Here is a 16,774-nt window from a genome sequence, read left to right as displayed (position 1 = left end):
CATAGTAGTCGAAGTACAGGAATTTATACGGATAACCGGCGATATGAACGCGACAAGCAGTTACAGGATTTCCCTGGTGGAAGATAGTCTCCAGGTTGGGTTTAATAAGGAGATGGCGACAACGGGCGATCGCATCGTCTACGATACCCATCAACAACTAGAACGGTTAAGGGAAAATTTCGTTAGAAAACCGCATTATTATGTCTGAAGCCACCCATGCAGTTATCTTAAAGCGACTATATGTCTAACTCTATTCTCCCGTCTACCCTTTCTCAACCTCTAAAAAACTCCCTAGAACGCACTAAAATTCGCTGGTGGCGTTTAATTCTTCCCTTAGCCGTCCAAGTGGGTTTAGTCGTCGCCATTCCCGGTCAAGCATTCTATACTAGAATGACCGGAAAAACCGTTGTTTTGCAAACCCAACCCGTCGATCCCTATGATTGGTTACGGGGCTATTCCCAAACCTTGAGTTATGATATTTCTCGCTGGGAAACCCTGCAAAGTCTTCCCGGATGGGATCGGTTATCCGCCACACCCAACCAACTCAGTCGCGAATTTTATCTAATTTTAGAACAACCGCAAGCCGAGACTCAGGGAGAATTGCCTAAACCTTGGAAAGCCATTTCAGTCAGCGCCAGTTTACCTGACAATTTACCCTCTAATCAAATTGCTTTGCGTGGACGAGTCAATCAAGGGCAATTGGTTTATGGATTAGAAACCTATTATATGCCCGAAGATCAGCGCCAGAAAATCAATCAAGAAATCAACTTAGCGCAACAACAAGAGAACCAACCCTTTGTGGTGGAAATCAAAGTTGACGATCGCGGGCGATCGGTTCCCATAAAATTATGCATTAACGAGCAATGTTATCAGTTTTAAAAATCAAGAATCATCCGTATCTATTGAAATAGGAGGTTGAAGTGGATTATCATATCCTCTGCCAGTAGTATACCAAATTTGCTGAGGAATTCCTAGAGAAATTCCCGATTCATCCAAAGCTTTCTTAATCCGTAAACGAAATGTCCGAGCAACAGCCCATTGTTCACCTGGTACAGTTTTAATCAGGAACCGAATGATTATTCCTTCATGGGAAATATCATCCACACCTAGAATATTGACCGGTTCTAAAATTTTACCTTTCCATTCTTCATCCTCCTCCAGTTCATTCGAGACTTGCTTAATAATTTCCATGGATTTTTTCAAATCTGCACCTAAAGCAATCTTAATCGTTAAATTACTTCTTGACCAATCTTTTGTACTGTTAATGACCGTGGAAACTTGACCATTAGGGATAATGATCAGTTGACCATCTAAATTTCTGAGATGGGTAACATAAAGATTAATCATTTCCACTGTACCAGAAAAATTATTAATCTCAACAAAGTCTCCCTGAGCATAGCGATCCGTCCAGAGGATTAAAATACCATTGAGCATGTCTTCTAATAAATTTCGCGAAATAAATGCCAGCACAACAGTTAAAACGCCGACACTCGCTAGAAAATTCATATTCACGCCCAACAAGTTGATCGTAATATAAATGCCCAAGGTGACAAATAACGCATGTTTACCCCCTTTTATGGCCGGAGAATAGGTTGTAACACGAAAAGTATAACGATTAGATGCAGGATCTATTTCTTGTTTTTCTTTAGCCCATTTATTTAATGTATAATCGATAATAATGTCGAAAATTTTATCGATTATCGTAATTATAATCCAAAGGGTAGGCAGTAAAATAGCTTGAATAATAAAGGCAAAGGTCAAAAATCGCGTGCTTCTAAATAACCCAAACGTGAAAGCAAGACCAACTAATAATGCTGAGGGTTGTAAGATCAAGAAAATCCTTCTAAATAATTCAATAAAGTTATTTGTTTGCTGCATCAAAGATATTTGAGAAAATAGCTTTTTTGTGGATGCTTTGATCGGGTTGAATATCAAAAATGATTTCAAAACTAAATGAAGTTTTTTGATTTTTTTTCTATTATTATTCTTTCGTCTATGACTAACATCCATTGTGTTAGCAAAACTTTCTGATGGTAAATCAGAACTATTGATAGGGTAGGTGTCAGCTTCTTGTTCTAGGGTCTCTCCAGAATTTTCCTGGGCATCAACTTCAAGGGATTTAACTAATGTTTTAATCTTGTTTTTAAGTTTTCTTCTCCATGTTGTTAATTTTTCTCTAGCAAGATAAAATAATGCAAAGATACTGAAAGTCAATAAAATTATGAAGAAGGCAATTTTTGAACGAATCCAAGGATATTGGGCATCAAATTCTTTTCCCCATAAAATTTCGCTAAACGCTAATTCTAAGTTGTTACGCCAAATTTCTCCTAATCGTTCAATAGAAGTAAAATTAGCGCTGGAATCTACATCAGTAATGGTAACGACTGTTGCAGATCTCAGAATTCCAAACTGAGGTTGAGGAGGTGCATAAATGACGGTTTGATTATTTTTGATCCCAACAGCTAATCGTGGTGTGAGTGGATGTTTGGGTTTGTCTTGATTCCAAAACCACCAAAAAATCCAGTTTTTGCCCTCAGCGCTGTGAGGGAATTCATAATTTTGGGTGATTGCATTAATTCCTCTATTGATTGAAGATTGTACTAATTTTGCTCTTTGCTCAACCTCTATGATGGCTTCATTGGGGCTTTCAGATTGAAAATCAGACTGAACCGCAAGTTTTAATTCTCCTGTTAATACTTTGGTGCTATAAAGATGAACTTCACTGCACCAATATCTGCCACAGGGTTTAGCTTTGTTGAGATCCCACCAAGGGGTATTGTGTTCCTGGGTTGTAATCGTTGGCTGTGTTAAGAAAGGCAGTTGAGCGATCGCCCAGGGTTGAATAGTAAGAATTAAGAGGACTGCTAGGCTAAAAATACTAACAAAACGAGCTGTTTTCATGAATTGACTGATATAGGACATTCAAATTGAGCCTCTGGATTTCCGGTGCTGATATATCCAGCCACAATACGACCTGCACCACAGAAGATTTGGGCATAATATTGGCTAATGGGATCGGATTCGGAAGCTAAAGTGTCTATCCCAATGCCATTGCGTCCGCGATCTTTTCCGGAACTATGAATATAGTGGTTATTTCCTAAATAGAGGGCAACATGGGTAATGGGTTTTCCAGAGGAGAAAAATAGGAGATCTCCGGGTTGTGCTTCTTGAATGGCAATGGGTTGGGTAAAGTTATGTTGTTGATAGGAATCCCTAGGTATCCAGATGCCGACGGAGGCAAATGCGGCTTGCATTAATCCAGAACAATCGTAATTGGGGGGTACGGTTCCGCCCCAGAGATAGTGATTGGGTTGATTCATGGCATCTTGGGTGTAGGCAATGATGCGATCGCTCCGTTTTTCGATTTCGGCACGGGAGACGGGACGGGGTTGATAGGGAGCTAGGGCTAGATCGATTTTGTCTAAGTCGTCCAAAGATAACCAGCAGGAATAGTCGTCTTCGGATAGGAGGATGGGAAGGGCGTTGTTTTGGGGAGATCCGAGGAGGTGAAACTGGCGATCGCCAGCCCCCTGCGTCGCTAACTCTTGAGTTTCACAGGAGTTGTATAAATTGACATCACCATGAAATTGATAAGCTTGAGTTGCAGTCAGTTCTTCAATCGAGATCATAATTATTCATTGTTAATTGTTAACCAAGCGGTGAGAGCGATCGCCAACGCATCAGCCGCATCATCGGGTTTGGGAACCTCTTCTAGGGCTAACTCTAGCATTACCGATTCTTGCACATCCTCCTTATCAGCCCTGCCATATCCCGTCAGGGTTTGCTTGACTTGGGCAGGAGTATATTCAACCATAGGAATCTGGTGTTGAGCTAAAACCAGCAGCAGCACCCCCCGCGCTTGAGCCACCAAAATGGTATTGCCCATACGATAAAAAAACAACTTTTCGATCGCTGCCAGATCGGGCTTCCATTGGGTGACAATGGCTTGCAGGTCATCATAAAGGGTACAGAGGCGATCGCCCACTGCTTGGCCGCTTGGAGTCGTAATCACCCCAAAATCCAACGGCTTAAAACGCTCCTCTTGGGTGTCCTCCCATTGCTCACAGTCGAGGATACCAAACCCCAAACGGGCTAACCCTGGATCTAACCCTAAAATCCGTTTCTGGATCATAATGCTACTCTCCCCTCTCATATCAAATCCGGCGAATCAGTGCCAATAAGTCATTACGAAGGTCGCGGAGCGGAAATACCATAATTAAAAATGTAGGGAGCAAGATGCTCCCACTCCACTAATATCACTCAGATTGAGGGAGTGCGGGCATCTTGCCCGCTAGCTTAACTCATTTTCATGTCCGCTTGCGGAAACCGGACTTGATATCAGTCTACAAGATTTGGGTATACAGCAGTTTCCTCTGCTATCTCGAACATGAAGCGAGTTTGGAAAAATATCGCTCAAACGGTTTGGTAATTTAGGCGATAGATTTTCATCAAAAAGTAATTTCATAGAGATGATAATGGGGCAGTCATCAACCGACGCTCGCGGTCAGCAGCATAAGCAATGCAGGCTTTTAAATCTTCTCGCGTCAGATCGGGAAAATCATCGAGAATGTCTGCTTCGCTCATCTCGGAAGCCAGATACTCAAGCACTTCATAGACTGTAATCCGCAGGCCTCGGACGCAAGGCTTACCCCCCCGTTTTTCAGGTTCAATTGTAATAATGTCTCGGTAGTTCATAAACTGGTATGCTGTGTTTCTAACTATCTATATTTTACAATGAAGGTGTTAGTTGGGTATTGATACAGGGAACTTAAATACAAGGGGCGGGTTTACAGAAGGGGTTGGTGGGTATTCTGGTTATGGGTTAACCCGCCCCTACAGGATAATCAATTAAAAATTAAACATGGATTGGTAGGGGCGGGTTCTCCCAGATCTTCCTTACCAGAAGAAATGACTCATAAACCCGCCCTTACCCATTGGTTGGCTTAAATCGTAACCCCTCCCTGGTTAACATCATTGCTCACCACCAAGCGCAACTGATCCAGCTCGTAAGTCGTGAACCCGCCGCTACTGCTAGTAGTAAAGCCTAAACCAGATAGGTTAGCCGTGATGCTATCTCCCGCATTACCCGTCACCGTCAGAGTGCGGAACCCAGCGCCAGATGTACTTTCCGAGACCAGATGCAACAGAGAAGCATAATCCAGAGTCAGGCTATTATTGCCCGAACCCGTCAGGTCAATGGTCTCGAATCCCGTAATCCGGGTATTATCAGCAGCACCGGTCAGAGACAGAGCCATCCCCGCACCACTGAAAGTCTTAGAATATCGTTATTGGCTGTTCCGGACATTTCTACCTCTAGAGATTTTTAATTGTAGATTAATGACGAAAAAAATAGGATAATACACTCTAGATATAGCATAAAAGATTAGAGTCTACTTGTTATGGAGATCTCAATTTATGTCTCTGACTGTTGAAGACCTAGAAAAACTGCAAACCCAATTAACTGATGCCCATCTGGACTATCGGACAGAATTAGTTGATGGTAAAATTATTATCATGGGATTATCCGATTACGTTTCCGAAGTTATTGTTGCCCGATTAATCACATTTCTGAATATGTGGGTGTTTCCCCGGTCTTTAGGTTATGTTACTGGTTCTTCCGCCGGGTTTCGCCTACCCGATGGTAATCTGCGTGGCCCGGATGTTTCCTTTGTTCCGGCTCAGAAAATGCGTCAAGCACCCCATGCATTTGCTGAGATTGTACCGGATTTGGCCATTGAAGTCAGGTCAGTCTCAGACAATATTAAACCCTTGGTGGCAAAACTGGAGAAATTCCTGGAATTAGGCTCTCAAGTCGGCATTTTAGTTGACCCCAAAAATTTAACAGTGACGGTTTATCGCCCCAATTGTGAACCTCTGGTTCTCACGAATGATGATACGCTGGCAATTCCGGAACTTTTACCCGGTTGGGAACTGGCGATCGCCGAAATTTGGCCCCCCGTATTTGATGAAGTCTGATATGATCGCTCGATGGATTTACTCTTACCCGTTCTACTGGCCTTCTATGTTGCCTGCAATTTAGGCGCGAATGATGTGGCCAACTCCATGGGAACCTCCGTCGGATCGAAGGCCATTACCCTCACTCAAGCCGTCATTATTGCCGGGATCTTAGAATTTACTGGAGCCGTCTGGTTTGGCGGTCGAGTCTCCCAAACTTTAGCGGGTGACTTAATTCATGTGGAAGAATTTGCCCCCGATCTCCACTTACTCTTTCTGGGGATGGTTTCCGTATTGCTCACCTGTGGACTATGGTTACAAATTGCCACCAGCTTTGGACTCCCGGTGGCTTCATCCCATGCCATTGTGGGGGCGATCGCCGGATTTAGTGGAGTGGCGATGGGCACAGAAGCCATTGATTGGTCTACCTTGGGGCGTATTTCCCTCGTTTGGGTGATTACCCCAGTCATCAGTGGTAGCCTGGCTCTGGTCTTTTATAGTCGCCTCAAAGCCTGGGTTTTAGACCACCCCCAAGCCCGGTTGAGACTACAAGAATGGATTCCCTGGATCTGTACTGGTTTATTGAGCATTTTTGGGGCGATCGTTTTACCCACCCTGTTCTCTAGTCTCTCCATTCCTTACTTTCCCAACCATACCGCTATGATTGGCACAGCAGCCCTAGGAATCGTGGGACTAACCGCCCTCAGTTGGCATCGCTTCAGCCAAGATCGCCCCCTAGAAGGGGTTTTTGCCCAATTTCAGGTGATCAGCGCCTGCTTTGTGGCCTTTGCCCATGGCTCCAACGATGTGGGCAATGCGATCGCCCCCTTAGCCGTGATTAGCCAAATTCGCCAAAGTGAGATCCTAATTCCTGGAGACTTTCACGTGCCCCTCTGGAGTTTAATGGTAGGAGCGATCGGGATTGTCGTTGGACTCGCCCTTTGGGGAAAAAACGTAATTTCTACCGTCGGGGAAAACATTACCCCCCTCAAACCCAGTGGGGGATTTTGTGCCGAAGTCGCCACAGCTACCACCATTTTACTCGCTTCCCGGTTTGGCTTTCCCGTCTCCACCTCCCATGCTCTTGTGGGTGCTGTCGTCGGTATTGGTTTAGCAGGGCGATCGCCTTCTTCCCCTCTAAAATTGAACACCCTCAAAGAAATTGCCTTAGTTTGGGCGATCACCCTTCCCCTCACTGCTAGTATAAGTGCTACTATCTTGGCAATAGTTCGCCTGTTTTCGGCTTCGCCGTCATGAATGGGCATAAACACCGCACGGATCATCACCTCCGTTGTGGACTAGAAGCTCCTAGGTGCAGTAACGGCTGCCGTCCTTGATGGTTGTTGATTAAGATTGTTAAATTCCTAGCAAAAATCCTCCGTTCTCTCCCTGGGATCGATATGCTTAAAGCAACAAAAGCCTTATTACTTCCGGAAAGGGCTGTATGCCCCCTACCCGTCGTCTTTCAAGTGAATATCAATGGACAATACGGACTCAAGAGACTCTAAGGCCAGACGTGCTGAAGAGACTTTAAGGAAAGTCAATCAAGACCTGGAAAGGCTACAAAAGGAGCTGGCCCATCAAGTGAGTGAGGATGGCCAACCCCTTGGCGATCGAGGAGCTAGACTTCTAGAGGAAATTAGAACTCTAGAGGGCTGGGCCAATCGCTTGCGATCGCAAATCGAGAGCCAACACTTCAAGCAGATCCCAACCGGTGCCGGGCCTTCTGCACAGGAAGAAATGGTCAATCCCCCTCCAGAGATGACTCCAAAACCCAAGCCACAACCGAAAGATGGTCAAGTGGTGGTCGGTTTACTCTTGGCCTTCTTATCGGCCTGTGTGCTTTCCTTATTCAACGTCACCCTGAAAATTCTATTAAAAATTTCTCCCGAACCCAGACTGGTGTTAGGCATGTTTCCAGTCGATGGGTTGATTACTCCAGGGTTAGGCAATTCCTTGCTCATTCTCTTCTTGCGGATGATTGTGGTGATGTTGGTCTTCCCCATCTTGGCCACAGTTCTCTATCCTCCGGTTTGGTCAGACCTCAAACGCTTTATCCAGGGGAATGATTATGACCACATGATCAAGGTGGTTGGCAGTGGGTTCTTCCTGTTTTTGTCCCAAGTCTGTATTTATATCGCCATTGGTAATATTCCCACGGGGATTGCGATCACCATTTTCTTTATCTATCCGATTGTCACCGTGTTCGCCTCCTGGGCCCTATTCGGCGATCGCCCCAACCTAGCTCGCATGATTGCCATGGCCGTTATCCTTGCTGGAGGTATCCTGGCCCTGCCTCAAGGCGGAGTTGAGGGCAATACCGAACTGGGTATTAGCGCTGCCGTCGGTGCTGGGGTGACCTTTGCCGGTTACGTGCTTTTAGTGGGCATGGGAACCAAGAAATTACACCCCATTCCCTTTTCTCTCGTTTCCTTTGCGGCCATTTTTGTCTTTTCTGGAATTTCCCTTTTGTTTCCCTTGCCGACGGAATTGGCTGTAGTCATTGAACCCAATACTCAAATGAGTCTGCTGATTGGCGGGACGATTTTGGGTATTCTCACCTTGGGCAGTTACTTACTTAATAACTTTGCCATTCGCTTTGCTGGCCCGGCTTTAGCCTCTATCATGGGAGCAAGTGGCCCTGCCCTAACCGCCCTGTTTAGTCTATTCTTGATTGCTGAGGCGCTCAGAACTCAGCAATGGCTAGGTTTAGGCTTGGTCAGTTTAGGGGTGTTGGGCATGAGCTTAGAGCGCATGTTCGCTCCCAAAAAAGCCTAAATCGGCAAAATCCCGGAGAATATACGGATGGGAGAAGCGGTGAAATTTTCCGTAGCTTCCTCCCACCTCTCCCATCTTATGTGCATAATGATAATTATTAATTGGATTGACGAAAGGTGCAGAGGTCTCCATGAGTCTTGAAAATGACCAAAAACAATGTTTAGAAAAGCTCGTTTGGGCGATCGATCAGTTAGGCATCAAAATTGAGCCAAATAAGCTTTCCGATATTGCTAACCTGATTGTGCAAACCATGACGGGGCCTTGGCGGTATTTCCATACGCCAGAGCATATTTTTGAAGTTGGGGGAAATGAGGATGCGATCGAAGTTTTGGCCGCCTTATTTCATGATGTGGTTTATGTACAAGTTGATAAAAGTGTAAATTTTAACTTAAGTTACTATATTAGTCCCTTTATTCGTCAGGTAGGGGAAGACCTACTGATCCTAGACCGGGATAAGTTGCCGAAAGATGGCATGTTGGAAATGGTCTTGGATTTGTTCGCTTTCCAGGCTGGACAAAAACTAGCCCCCATGACGGGACAAAATGAATTCCTCAGCGCCTTAGTTGCGGCTAAAGTCTATGAAGATTTCCTCAGTCCGGGTCTAATTCTGCAAATTATCGCTTGTATTGAAGCCACCATTCCCTTTCGGTCGAAAACGCCAGAAGGATTAAGTAGCAGTGAGGTATTATACAAAAGATTAGGGGAAGTCAACGAAAAATATCAAACCAGACTCACGGAAGAGGAAATGGTGGAAACGGTCTATCGCTCGGTACGCATGTCTAACCGTGACGTGGGTAGTTTTGCGTATGAAAGTGCGGCTCGGTTTTTGGATGGAACCTGGAATTTATTGCCAGAAACGAACCATCATCTGAAAAACTCGAATTCCTATACGGTGAGCCAATACCGGACGGCATTACAGAAAATGGAAGGATTCATGAATTTCCTGAAACCGGAAATCATTTTCCATAATTTTCGCAATGTGCCTGAACCTCAAGAGTATCAGCTTTTGATTGAGCGATCGCAACGGAATATGGATGTCGGTCGCCTCTACTTAGGCACAAAGCTGCTTTCTATTGCCTTCCTAGAAGCCCTATCCTTACAATTCGGTAAAAATATCCCCATTTCCACCATGATGGGGGAAATGCGTACCGAAGGCAGCGTGGGAGTCGTCTTAGAAGAACTGCTGCCCCCAGTAGTTAATCCCCATAAACCGGGAAATGAGTTAGAAAAAGAAGTCCTGACTCTCCTGGAAAAAGGACGCATCAAAGATTCCTCCTATGACCTGAAAAATTCCCCCCTAAGCACCTTTATGGTGAAATCCATGGGATTCGATCAGATTCGGGAACTTACCCTTCAAGCTAAAGCCTTTTTCAAAGGAGAACTCAAAGCCTCTGACTTTTTAGCTCTGTTTCCCTCAGATGTGCTGCAAATTGTGATTGAAAAACTTTTAGAGCTGTTTGAAGCGCGGAAAACTGCCTTGAGAGCAGCCCTTCCAGAAGCAGAAGTGCTATCGGTTAGCTAAACGATACAAACAGGGAGAGAAGGATTAATCCACTCTCCCTGTTTTTTTGCGAGTCTCTAGCCGTTGGCGCGATCGCCCCCCAGGAAAAATGCCGAACTCACGTTAAAATAAACCAGGATTACATCAGGTCAGGTGAGAGCATGGCACTAATTATCACGGGTAAGAGTCTAATTCGCGATTTAGAAAACCAAGGAACGTTGGGCATGTATGTGCCCCCAGAAGGAGGATATGAAGGACGCTATATCCGCCGCGTCCGAGCAGCCGGTTATACCGCCCTGTCCATTGCTGCACGGGGTTTAGGGGATTTATCCGCTTATTTAACTGGAGTGCATGGGGTTCGCCCTGCCCATTTGGGGAAAAAGAGCAGTGGTAAAAAAGCGGCTGTTGGTGAAGTCTACTTTATTCCCCCCATTATTCAAACCCAAGTGGATCAACTTCCTCCCCAGTCCAAAGGGCTACTGCTGTGGATTATTGAAGGCCATATTCTATCTTCCGAAGAACTCGGTTATCTAGCCGAATTGCCCAGTTTAGAGCCTAGGGTAAAAATTATTGTGGAATTAGGGGGCGATCGCCAAGTGCGCTGGCTTCCCCTTAAACAAGTCCTCTAGGAACAACACGGTTGACCCATTACCAGGGCGAAGCGCTGTATCATCAAGGAGATCGCATCAATGGCAGAAGAGATTCTCAGAAACCGCGACTATACTCTGATTATCGATAAAAGTAATAGTATGTCGCTACAAGACCAGCCGGAAGGTAAAAGTCGGTGGCAAGCGGCCCAAGAGTCTACATTTAAGGTAGCCCAATTCTGTGAAAAACTCGATCCAGATGGGATTACGGTTTATTTGTTTGCCGCTAACTTCCGCCGCTATGATAACGTCACGGCGAGTAAGGTAGAACAAATCTTCCAAGAAAATACTCCCTCTGGAGTCACCAAATTCGATCAAGTGCTTGAACATGCCCTGAATAATTATTTTGAGCGTAAAGCTGCCGGGCAAGCGAAAGAAAACGGGGAAACGTTTTTGGTGATTACTGATGGTATTGAAGGGGAGGAGGAAAAGAAAGGGGCGATCGCCTTAATTCGAGATGCCTCAACTCAAATCGATCGCGATGAAGAGTTGGCTATTTCCTTTATCCAAGTGGGTAAAGATCCCAAAGTGAGGGAATTTCTCAAGGCTTTAGATGACCGAATGATCGAAGTCGGTGCGAAATTCGACATTGTGGATACTGTTATCATGGAGGAAATGGAGTCCATGACCCTGACGGATGTGTTGATGAACGCCATCTATGATTAGGGTTAAGGGAAACGTTGGATTCCCTTGAGTATTGGGGAGGTTTGGCAAACCATGAGTTCTATGGATGATTTTTTGAATGAGTTGAAGGCTCAACATCAGCAGAAACAGTCTGGAGAGCGCCAACCTCTCCCTCCCGATCGCGCCGAGGGAAAAGATAGAGAGGAGAATACAATGGATGATTTGCTGGCGGATCTCAAGTCTCAGTTTAGCAGCAGTAGAGAAGAGGAGCGATCGCCGTCTGATTTAGAGGCCATTCGTCAACGCTACGAGCAGCCTCAAAATTCTTCTGTTGAGTCCCCAGATTCAGAATCAGAATTAGATGCCCTGCGCCAACACTATGAACAGCAACACTCTCCTTCTGGTGGGGACTCTGAGGAATCAAACTTAGATTTAGAACAAATTCGCCAACGTTACGAGGCTCCAAAACAACAGAGTTCTGCACCGTCGAGTAATACAGAACCTGATTTAGAGCAGGTGCGGTTAAGGGCGATGCAAATGCGATCGCAACGGGAAGCGGCAAAAGCCTCGGCTGCTCAAACGGATGATGTCCTCGACAACATGCGCGATAGTTTTATCCAAAATCGAGCCATTGAGCGCCAAAAACGAGAAGCCGCTCAACGGGAAGAAAAAATGCGCCGTCAACAACTCGAAGCCCTCAAACCCCGCGCTAAGGAGTGGTTGGCACGGCTAGATCCCTATTCTGATGAGGGGTTCTGGTTTGAGAGCTTTGCCCAAGGATATGGCGATCGCCTGGAAGCTGCCCTCGATTATCTGCAAGCTCTGGAAGGATAGGAATGGGGGAATGGGGGAATGGGGGAACATTTGTACCCCTCAATTCCATGAGCCATTATTTGTAATACAAAATATTTCTGTTATACTACAAACAATCTCACCTTAACTCTAGATCCCAATTTCAACCCATTGAGATCTAGACTTTATCTATTGTGACTCTAAACCTCCCCATTTTGGCCACAAGGCCTTATCTTAAAAGGGTGACTCAACTGTACCCTGCCCTCAACTCAATCAGGGATCATCGCTGGTTCAAGCTTATCTGCGGGGCCAGTTACCAACATATCCCTGCCATTCGGAATCTAACGTTGGCTTACACCCTCGCGGGAGCCGACTGTATCGATGTGGCGGCCGATCCGGCGATCGTCGCCGTAGCTCAAGAAGCCATCTCTGCCGCCCGTCGTCTCCAAACCCAAACCTGGCAACGTCAACTCGGTCAACCAGGCAAAGACCACGATCCCCTAATCATGGCCAGCCTAAACGACGGAGAAGACCCCCATTTTCGCAAAGCTGAATTTGACCCATCCTTTTGTCCTTCAGACTGCCCTCGGCCCTGCGAAAAGGTCTGTCCTGCCCAAGCCATTCAACTGGCCATTCATCCCGACATCGGGGTGATTGACCAACGCTGCTATGGTTGTGGGCGGTGTATCCCCATTTGCCCCTACAACCGGATTGTGACTCGCTCCTACATTTCCACCCCGCAAACCCTTGTACCTGAACTAATCGAGCAAGGGATTGACGCGCTAGAAATTCATACCCAGACCTCTCATTATACAGACTTCAAACGTCTATGGCAAGCAATTCAACCGCACGTGGCATCCCTGCGGTTAATCGCCATTAGCTGTCCAGACGGCGATCGCCTCATCGACTATCTATGGTCTCTCCATCAACTCGTTCAACCCCTGTCGTGTCCTGTAATCTGGCAACTCGATGGTCGGCCCATGAGTGGGGACATCAGCTCCGCAACCACCCACCGCACCATCAAACTCGCCCAAAAAGTGATTGAGTCAGGCTTTCCAGGAGCCTTACAACTAGCTGGCGGAACCAACGACTACACCGTTCCCAAGCTCAGAAGCCTAAGACTCTTGGGAACAAAAGAGACAAACAAGCTTGGATCGAACTCATACCCATGGAACGATCCAAAATCGCCCATTATCGGTGTTGCCTATGGTAGTTATGCTCGCGTCCTACTTTCGCCCATTTTGGAACCCTTGGAACCATCCGAAAGCCCAACAGATCAATCCTCCCAGGGATTGGCCTATCCCCATCTAGAAGACCATCCTGACCTTCTCTGGGCCGGGGTCAAGTTAGCCCATACCCTAGTCTCCCAACTCAAACCCCTGCCCTCGTAAGCCAATCCTATCCCCTTATCAAATATCGATTTTATGAACGCTTTTGAACTACCTCGGATGCCCGAATCCTCCAACGCTCAACTTGCCCAACAACCTTCAGCCAAACAACCTTCAAAGGATATGGCCGACGACTTAAAACAATTGCTCGACATTTTACCCGTAACCATTCGCCAAACCCTAGAAGCCCATGAAAACTGCACCCAACTGATTGAAATCGTCCTAGATTTAGGTCGGCTCCCAGAAGCTCGCTTTCCCAAACAAGCGGCTGAGTATATTACCGATACGCCCGTCAGTCGGGAACAGATTCAATACTGCTTAGATCGCGTCGGTCACTTTGGCGGCGATAACCGGGCAGGAATCGAACAAACCCTGCATCGGATCAGTGCCATTCGCAACCGCACCGGAGACATTATTGGCTTGACATTGCGGGTAGGTCGAGCCGTATTTGGAACCATTGGCATGATTCGGGATTTAGTCGAGCGCGGACAATCGATCCTGATGCTCGGTCGTCCCGGTGTGGGAAAAACGACAGCTTTGCGGGAAATTGCCAGGGTATTAGCCGATGAACTCGATAAGCGCGTTGTCATCATCGACACCTCTAACGAAATTGCTGGCGATGGCGACATTCCCCATCCTGCCATTGGTCGCGCTCGCCGGATGCAAGTGGCTCGTCCCGAACTTCAGCATCAAGTGATGATTGAAGCCGTGGAAAACCACATGCCCGAAGTGATCGTGATTGATGAAATTGGCACAGAACTAGAAGCCTTAGCCGCTCGCACGATCGCCGAACGGGGGGTCATGTTAGTCGGAACAGCTCACGGAAATCAACTCGAAAACCTGATTAAAAACCCCACCCTCTCCGATCTAGTCGGAGGCATTCAGGCCGTTACCCTAGGAGATGACGAAGCGCGGCGACGGGGGTCACAAAAAACAGTTCTAGAGCGCAAGTCCCCGCCGACCTTCGAGATCGCCATCGAAATGCAAGAGCGTCAACGGTGGATAGTTCACGAACGGGTCGATGAGATGGTCGATGGTTTGTTGCGCGGCCGCCAACCCATTCCCGAAGTGCGCACGGTCAATGAGCAAGGGGAAGTAGTGATTAGCCATGAAACCACCGAGAATGGGTTAGCCATTCAACGGCCCGCAGGTCGCCGTTCTGGTCATAATGGCAAGTCTAACACTCTAACTCCGATCCCTTTATCCAATAGTGCAGTCACAGAGGGCAAAGGGTGGTCAAAGGCTCAGGGAGTCAAGGGTTGGCGCAGTCAGGGCCATATGTTTCCGGTGTCCAATGACACTAAATATGCTCCATTTGGGCAACCGGTTTCCCCAGAGCAAGAATCTTTTCATCAAATGTTGGAAGATTCCTTCAGCCGTGCTGGGGAAGAAGAGCGACCCACGGGCCCCAATGGGGAAGATTGGCCGTTGCATATCTACCCCTATGGCATTAGTCGCCACCAACTGGAGCAGGTGATTCGCACGTTAAATATACCGGTGTTACTGACGAAGGATATTGATAGTGCGGATGTGGTGTTGGCGTTGCGATCGCATCTGAAAAGCCAGGGTAAACTCAAGCAAATGGCCAAATCTCGCCATCTTCCCGTACATACGCTCAAATCGAACACGGTTCCCCAGATGATTCGTACCCTGCAACGACTGCTCGATCTCGATACTGCCCATGTGAATGAAGCCGTGGATCTGAATCTATTTGCCCGCAGTGGTGCAGAAGATGAGTTAGAAGCCCTCGAAGAAGCTCGCTTGGCTGTAGAGCAGATTGTGATTCCCAAGGGGCAACCAGTGGAACTGCTCCCTCGCTCTGGAAAAGTCCGCAAGATGCAACATGAGCTAGTCGAGCATTATCGGCTCAAATCCGATAGTTTCGGTGAAGAACCCAATCGCCGCCTACGGATTTATCCGGCTTGAGGCTGATACACAATTGACATTCCCCGGCCTTAAGGCACGGGGGATTCTTCTCTAGAATTTATCCACAATCTTCTGGAAAATTTTATCTGGAATTGAATGCTCTTGATTGACATACTCCCCGCCGTCCGCTTCGCTAAACGACGGGGATTCTGAGGTCAAACAGCAATTGCTGGCATAGCCAGTCTCACATCGCCTAACCCAATGGTTGATGCCCCAACCATTTGAATTATTTTAGCGGCGTTTTCATCTCTGCCATTAATCGAATTGCAAGATGGACAACGCCACTCTCTAGTGGATAAATCTAGATTCCCTAAAACATGACCACAGCAAGAACAAGTTTTACTCGATGGATACCACTTGTCTATATAAACCATCTGTTTATTTTTCTTCTTGGCTACCCATTCTAGTATTTGCAGGAACTCACCAAAAGCCAAGTCAGATATCTTTCTGCCCCAAAGACGTTGCATACCTTTAAGGTTCAGTGTCTCAAAACATAAAACATCAAATTCATCAGTCAATGAATGAGCTAGTTTCCAGAACCAATCACGTCTGCGGTTGCATACATCTTCATGTTTACGAACCAGATTCTTCCTAGCCCGTTCCCTGTTGTTTGAACCTTTGGCTTTTGTCGAGTGGCTTTTACTGGCTCTTTTGATAGCGTTTAGGGACTGCCTTAAAAATTCTGGTGAATCAATTTTAGTCCCATCAGAAGAGGTCAGAAATGTTTTAAGTCCAAAATCAAATCCCGCTATTTTACCTGTCGTTGATTTAATTTCTAGCTCTGACTCCTTATCAACCACAACCACCATAAACATTTCGCCTAGTGCAGTTCGCTTAATGGTTAATGTTTTAATCCTTCCTTCTATTTCTCTAGATTTCCAAAATCGATAGACTCGGCTGCCAATTTTTACTCTGGTGTCACCCAAGAATTTATAACCCGCTTGTTTAAGGGTGAATGATTTGTACTTTTTGACTTTCTTAAAGCCAGGTGGTCTCACTCCTTTACTATTGTGCTTAAAGAATAACTGATAGGCTTTCTCAATTCGCTGACCAATATCTTGAACCGCTTGAGAACCAACTAGCTGCCAAAAAGAATTACACTTTCTTAACTTAGCAATATGCTTTTGCAGTTGGGCACAGTTTAAGTGTTTACCCCATAAACG

The 16,774-nt window shown here is 46.3% G+C and carries 17 protein-coding genes and 1 pseudogene; 11 read left to right on the top strand and 7 right to left on the bottom strand.

Annotation, left to right across the window (positions count from 1 at the left end; all coding sequences use genetic code 11):
• Window positions 1–76 precede the first annotated feature (76 nt).
• Both PJF56_RS13225 and PJF56_RS13220 read left to right on the top strand, forming a co-directional pair.
• Complete coding sequence (locus PJF56_RS13225) at window positions 77–208, top strand: hypothetical protein (protein ID WP_283763152.1); 132 nt, start codon at window positions 77–79, stop codon at window positions 206–208.
• 32 nt (window positions 209–240) lie between these two features.
• Window positions 241–879, top strand: a complete 639-nt coding sequence (locus tag PJF56_RS13220; RefSeq protein ID WP_283763151.1) for a GDYXXLXY domain-containing protein — start codon at window positions 241–243, stop codon at window positions 877–879.
• Between the two features lie 3 nt (window positions 880–882).
• Here PJF56_RS13220 and PJF56_RS13215 read toward each other — a convergent pair whose 3' ends face one another.
• The 6 genes and pseudogenes from PJF56_RS13215 to PJF56_RS13195 all read right to left on the bottom strand — a co-directional run bounded on the left by PJF56_RS13215 (window position 883) and on the right by PJF56_RS13195 (window position 5,255).
• Complete coding sequence (locus PJF56_RS13215) at window positions 883–2,901, bottom strand: mechanosensitive ion channel family protein (RefSeq protein WP_283763150.1); 2,019 nt, start codon at window positions 2,899–2,901, stop codon at window positions 883–885.
• Entirely contained in the window at window positions 2,898–3,629 is a 732-nt protein-coding gene (locus PJF56_RS13210) for a C40 family peptidase (RefSeq protein WP_283763149.1), read from the bottom strand. Before PJF56_RS13210 ends, PJF56_RS13215 begins: the two co-directional genes overlap by 4 nt.
• Before the next feature lie 2 nt (window positions 3,630–3,631).
• Entirely contained in the window at window positions 3,632–4,129 is a 498-nt protein-coding gene (gene ruvC / locus PJF56_RS13205) for a crossover junction endodeoxyribonuclease RuvC (RefSeq protein WP_347179542.1), read from the bottom strand.
• Window positions 4,130–4,378: 249 nt separating this feature from the next.
• Window positions 4,379–4,465, bottom strand: a pseudogene (locus PJF56_RS22180) (DUF5615 family PIN-like protein); the annotation flags it as partial.
• Window positions 4,462–4,695 (bottom strand): DUF433 domain-containing protein, encoded by a 234-nt coding sequence (locus PJF56_RS13200; protein WP_283763147.1) that lies wholly within the window; start codon window positions 4,693–4,695, stop codon window positions 4,462–4,464. The pseudogene PJF56_RS22180 and the gene PJF56_RS13200, both read right to left, overlap by 4 nt.
• Before the next feature lie 248 nt (window positions 4,696–4,943).
• Window positions 4,944–5,255, bottom strand: coding sequence for a hypothetical protein (locus PJF56_RS13195; RefSeq protein WP_283763146.1), 312 nt, complete (start codon window positions 5,253–5,255; stop codon window positions 4,944–4,946).
• Between the two features lie 160 nt (window positions 5,256–5,415).
• On the opposite strand from PJF56_RS13195, the gene PJF56_RS13190 reads away from it, so the two are divergent.
• The 9 genes from PJF56_RS13190 (at window position 5,416) to PJF56_RS13150 (ending at window position 15,611) form a co-directional block, all read left to right on the top strand.
• Window positions 5,416–5,976, top strand: a complete 561-nt coding sequence (locus PJF56_RS13190; RefSeq protein WP_283763145.1) for a Uma2 family endonuclease — start codon at window positions 5,416–5,418, stop codon at window positions 5,974–5,976.
• Window positions 5,977–5,988: 12 nt separating this feature from the next.
• Window positions 5,989–7,212, top strand: coding sequence for an inorganic phosphate transporter (locus PJF56_RS13185; protein ID WP_283763144.1), 1,224 nt, complete (start codon window positions 5,989–5,991; stop codon window positions 7,210–7,212).
• A 222-nt stretch (window positions 7,213–7,434) separates the two neighbouring features.
• Window positions 7,435–8,733, top strand: coding sequence for a DMT family transporter (locus PJF56_RS13180; protein WP_283763143.1), 1,299 nt, complete (start codon window positions 7,435–7,437; stop codon window positions 8,731–8,733).
• A 130-nt stretch (window positions 8,734–8,863) separates the two neighbouring features.
• On the top strand, window positions 8,864–10,255 hold the full coding sequence (locus PJF56_RS13175) for a hypothetical protein (protein ID WP_283763142.1): 1,392 nt from the start codon (window positions 8,864–8,866) through the stop codon (window positions 10,253–10,255).
• Window positions 10,256–10,395: 140 nt separating this feature from the next.
• On the top strand, window positions 10,396–10,863 hold the full coding sequence (gene ndhN / locus PJF56_RS13170; RefSeq protein ID WP_283763141.1) for an NAD(P)H-quinone oxidoreductase subunit N: 468 nt from the start codon (window positions 10,396–10,398) through the stop codon (window positions 10,861–10,863).
• A gap of 60 nt (window positions 10,864–10,923) precedes the next feature.
• A complete protein-coding gene (locus PJF56_RS13165) occupies window positions 10,924–11,547 on the top strand; it encodes a VWA domain-containing protein (protein WP_283763140.1) in 624 nt (207 codons plus the stop codon).
• A gap of 51 nt (window positions 11,548–11,598) precedes the next feature.
• A complete protein-coding gene (locus PJF56_RS13160) occupies window positions 11,599–12,339 on the top strand; it encodes a salt stress protein, Slr1339 family (RefSeq protein WP_283763139.1) in 741 nt (246 codons plus the stop codon).
• Between the two features lie 152 nt (window positions 12,340–12,491).
• Window positions 12,492–13,688 (top strand): circadian clock protein LdpA, encoded by a 1,197-nt coding sequence (gene ldpA / locus PJF56_RS13155; protein WP_430540886.1) that lies wholly within the window; start codon window positions 12,492–12,494, stop codon window positions 13,686–13,688.
• A gap of 120 nt (window positions 13,689–13,808) precedes the next feature.
• The gene (locus PJF56_RS13150) at window positions 13,809–15,611 is read left to right on the top strand and encodes a R3H domain-containing nucleic acid-binding protein (protein ID WP_347179541.1); all 1,803 of its coding nucleotides are present in this window, start codon (window positions 13,809–13,811) and stop codon (window positions 15,609–15,611) included.
• A gap of 155 nt (window positions 15,612–15,766) precedes the next feature.
• Here PJF56_RS13150 and PJF56_RS13145 read toward each other — a convergent pair.
• Window positions 15,767–16,774 (bottom strand): RNA-guided endonuclease InsQ/TnpB family protein (locus tag PJF56_RS13145; protein ID WP_283763136.1); only part of this gene is annotated, 1,008 nt, incomplete at its 5' end.

Origin of the sequence: Roseofilum halophilum BLCC-M91 (assembly GCF_030068445.1) — a bacterium.
In the GTDB taxonomy this organism is placed as follows: Bacteria; Cyanobacteriota; Cyanobacteriia; order Cyanobacteriales; family Desertifilaceae; genus Roseofilum; species Roseofilum halophilum.
The sequence above is the reverse complement of the archived record's forward strand: the minus strand, read 5'-3'. Positions and strand labels throughout refer to the sequence as shown.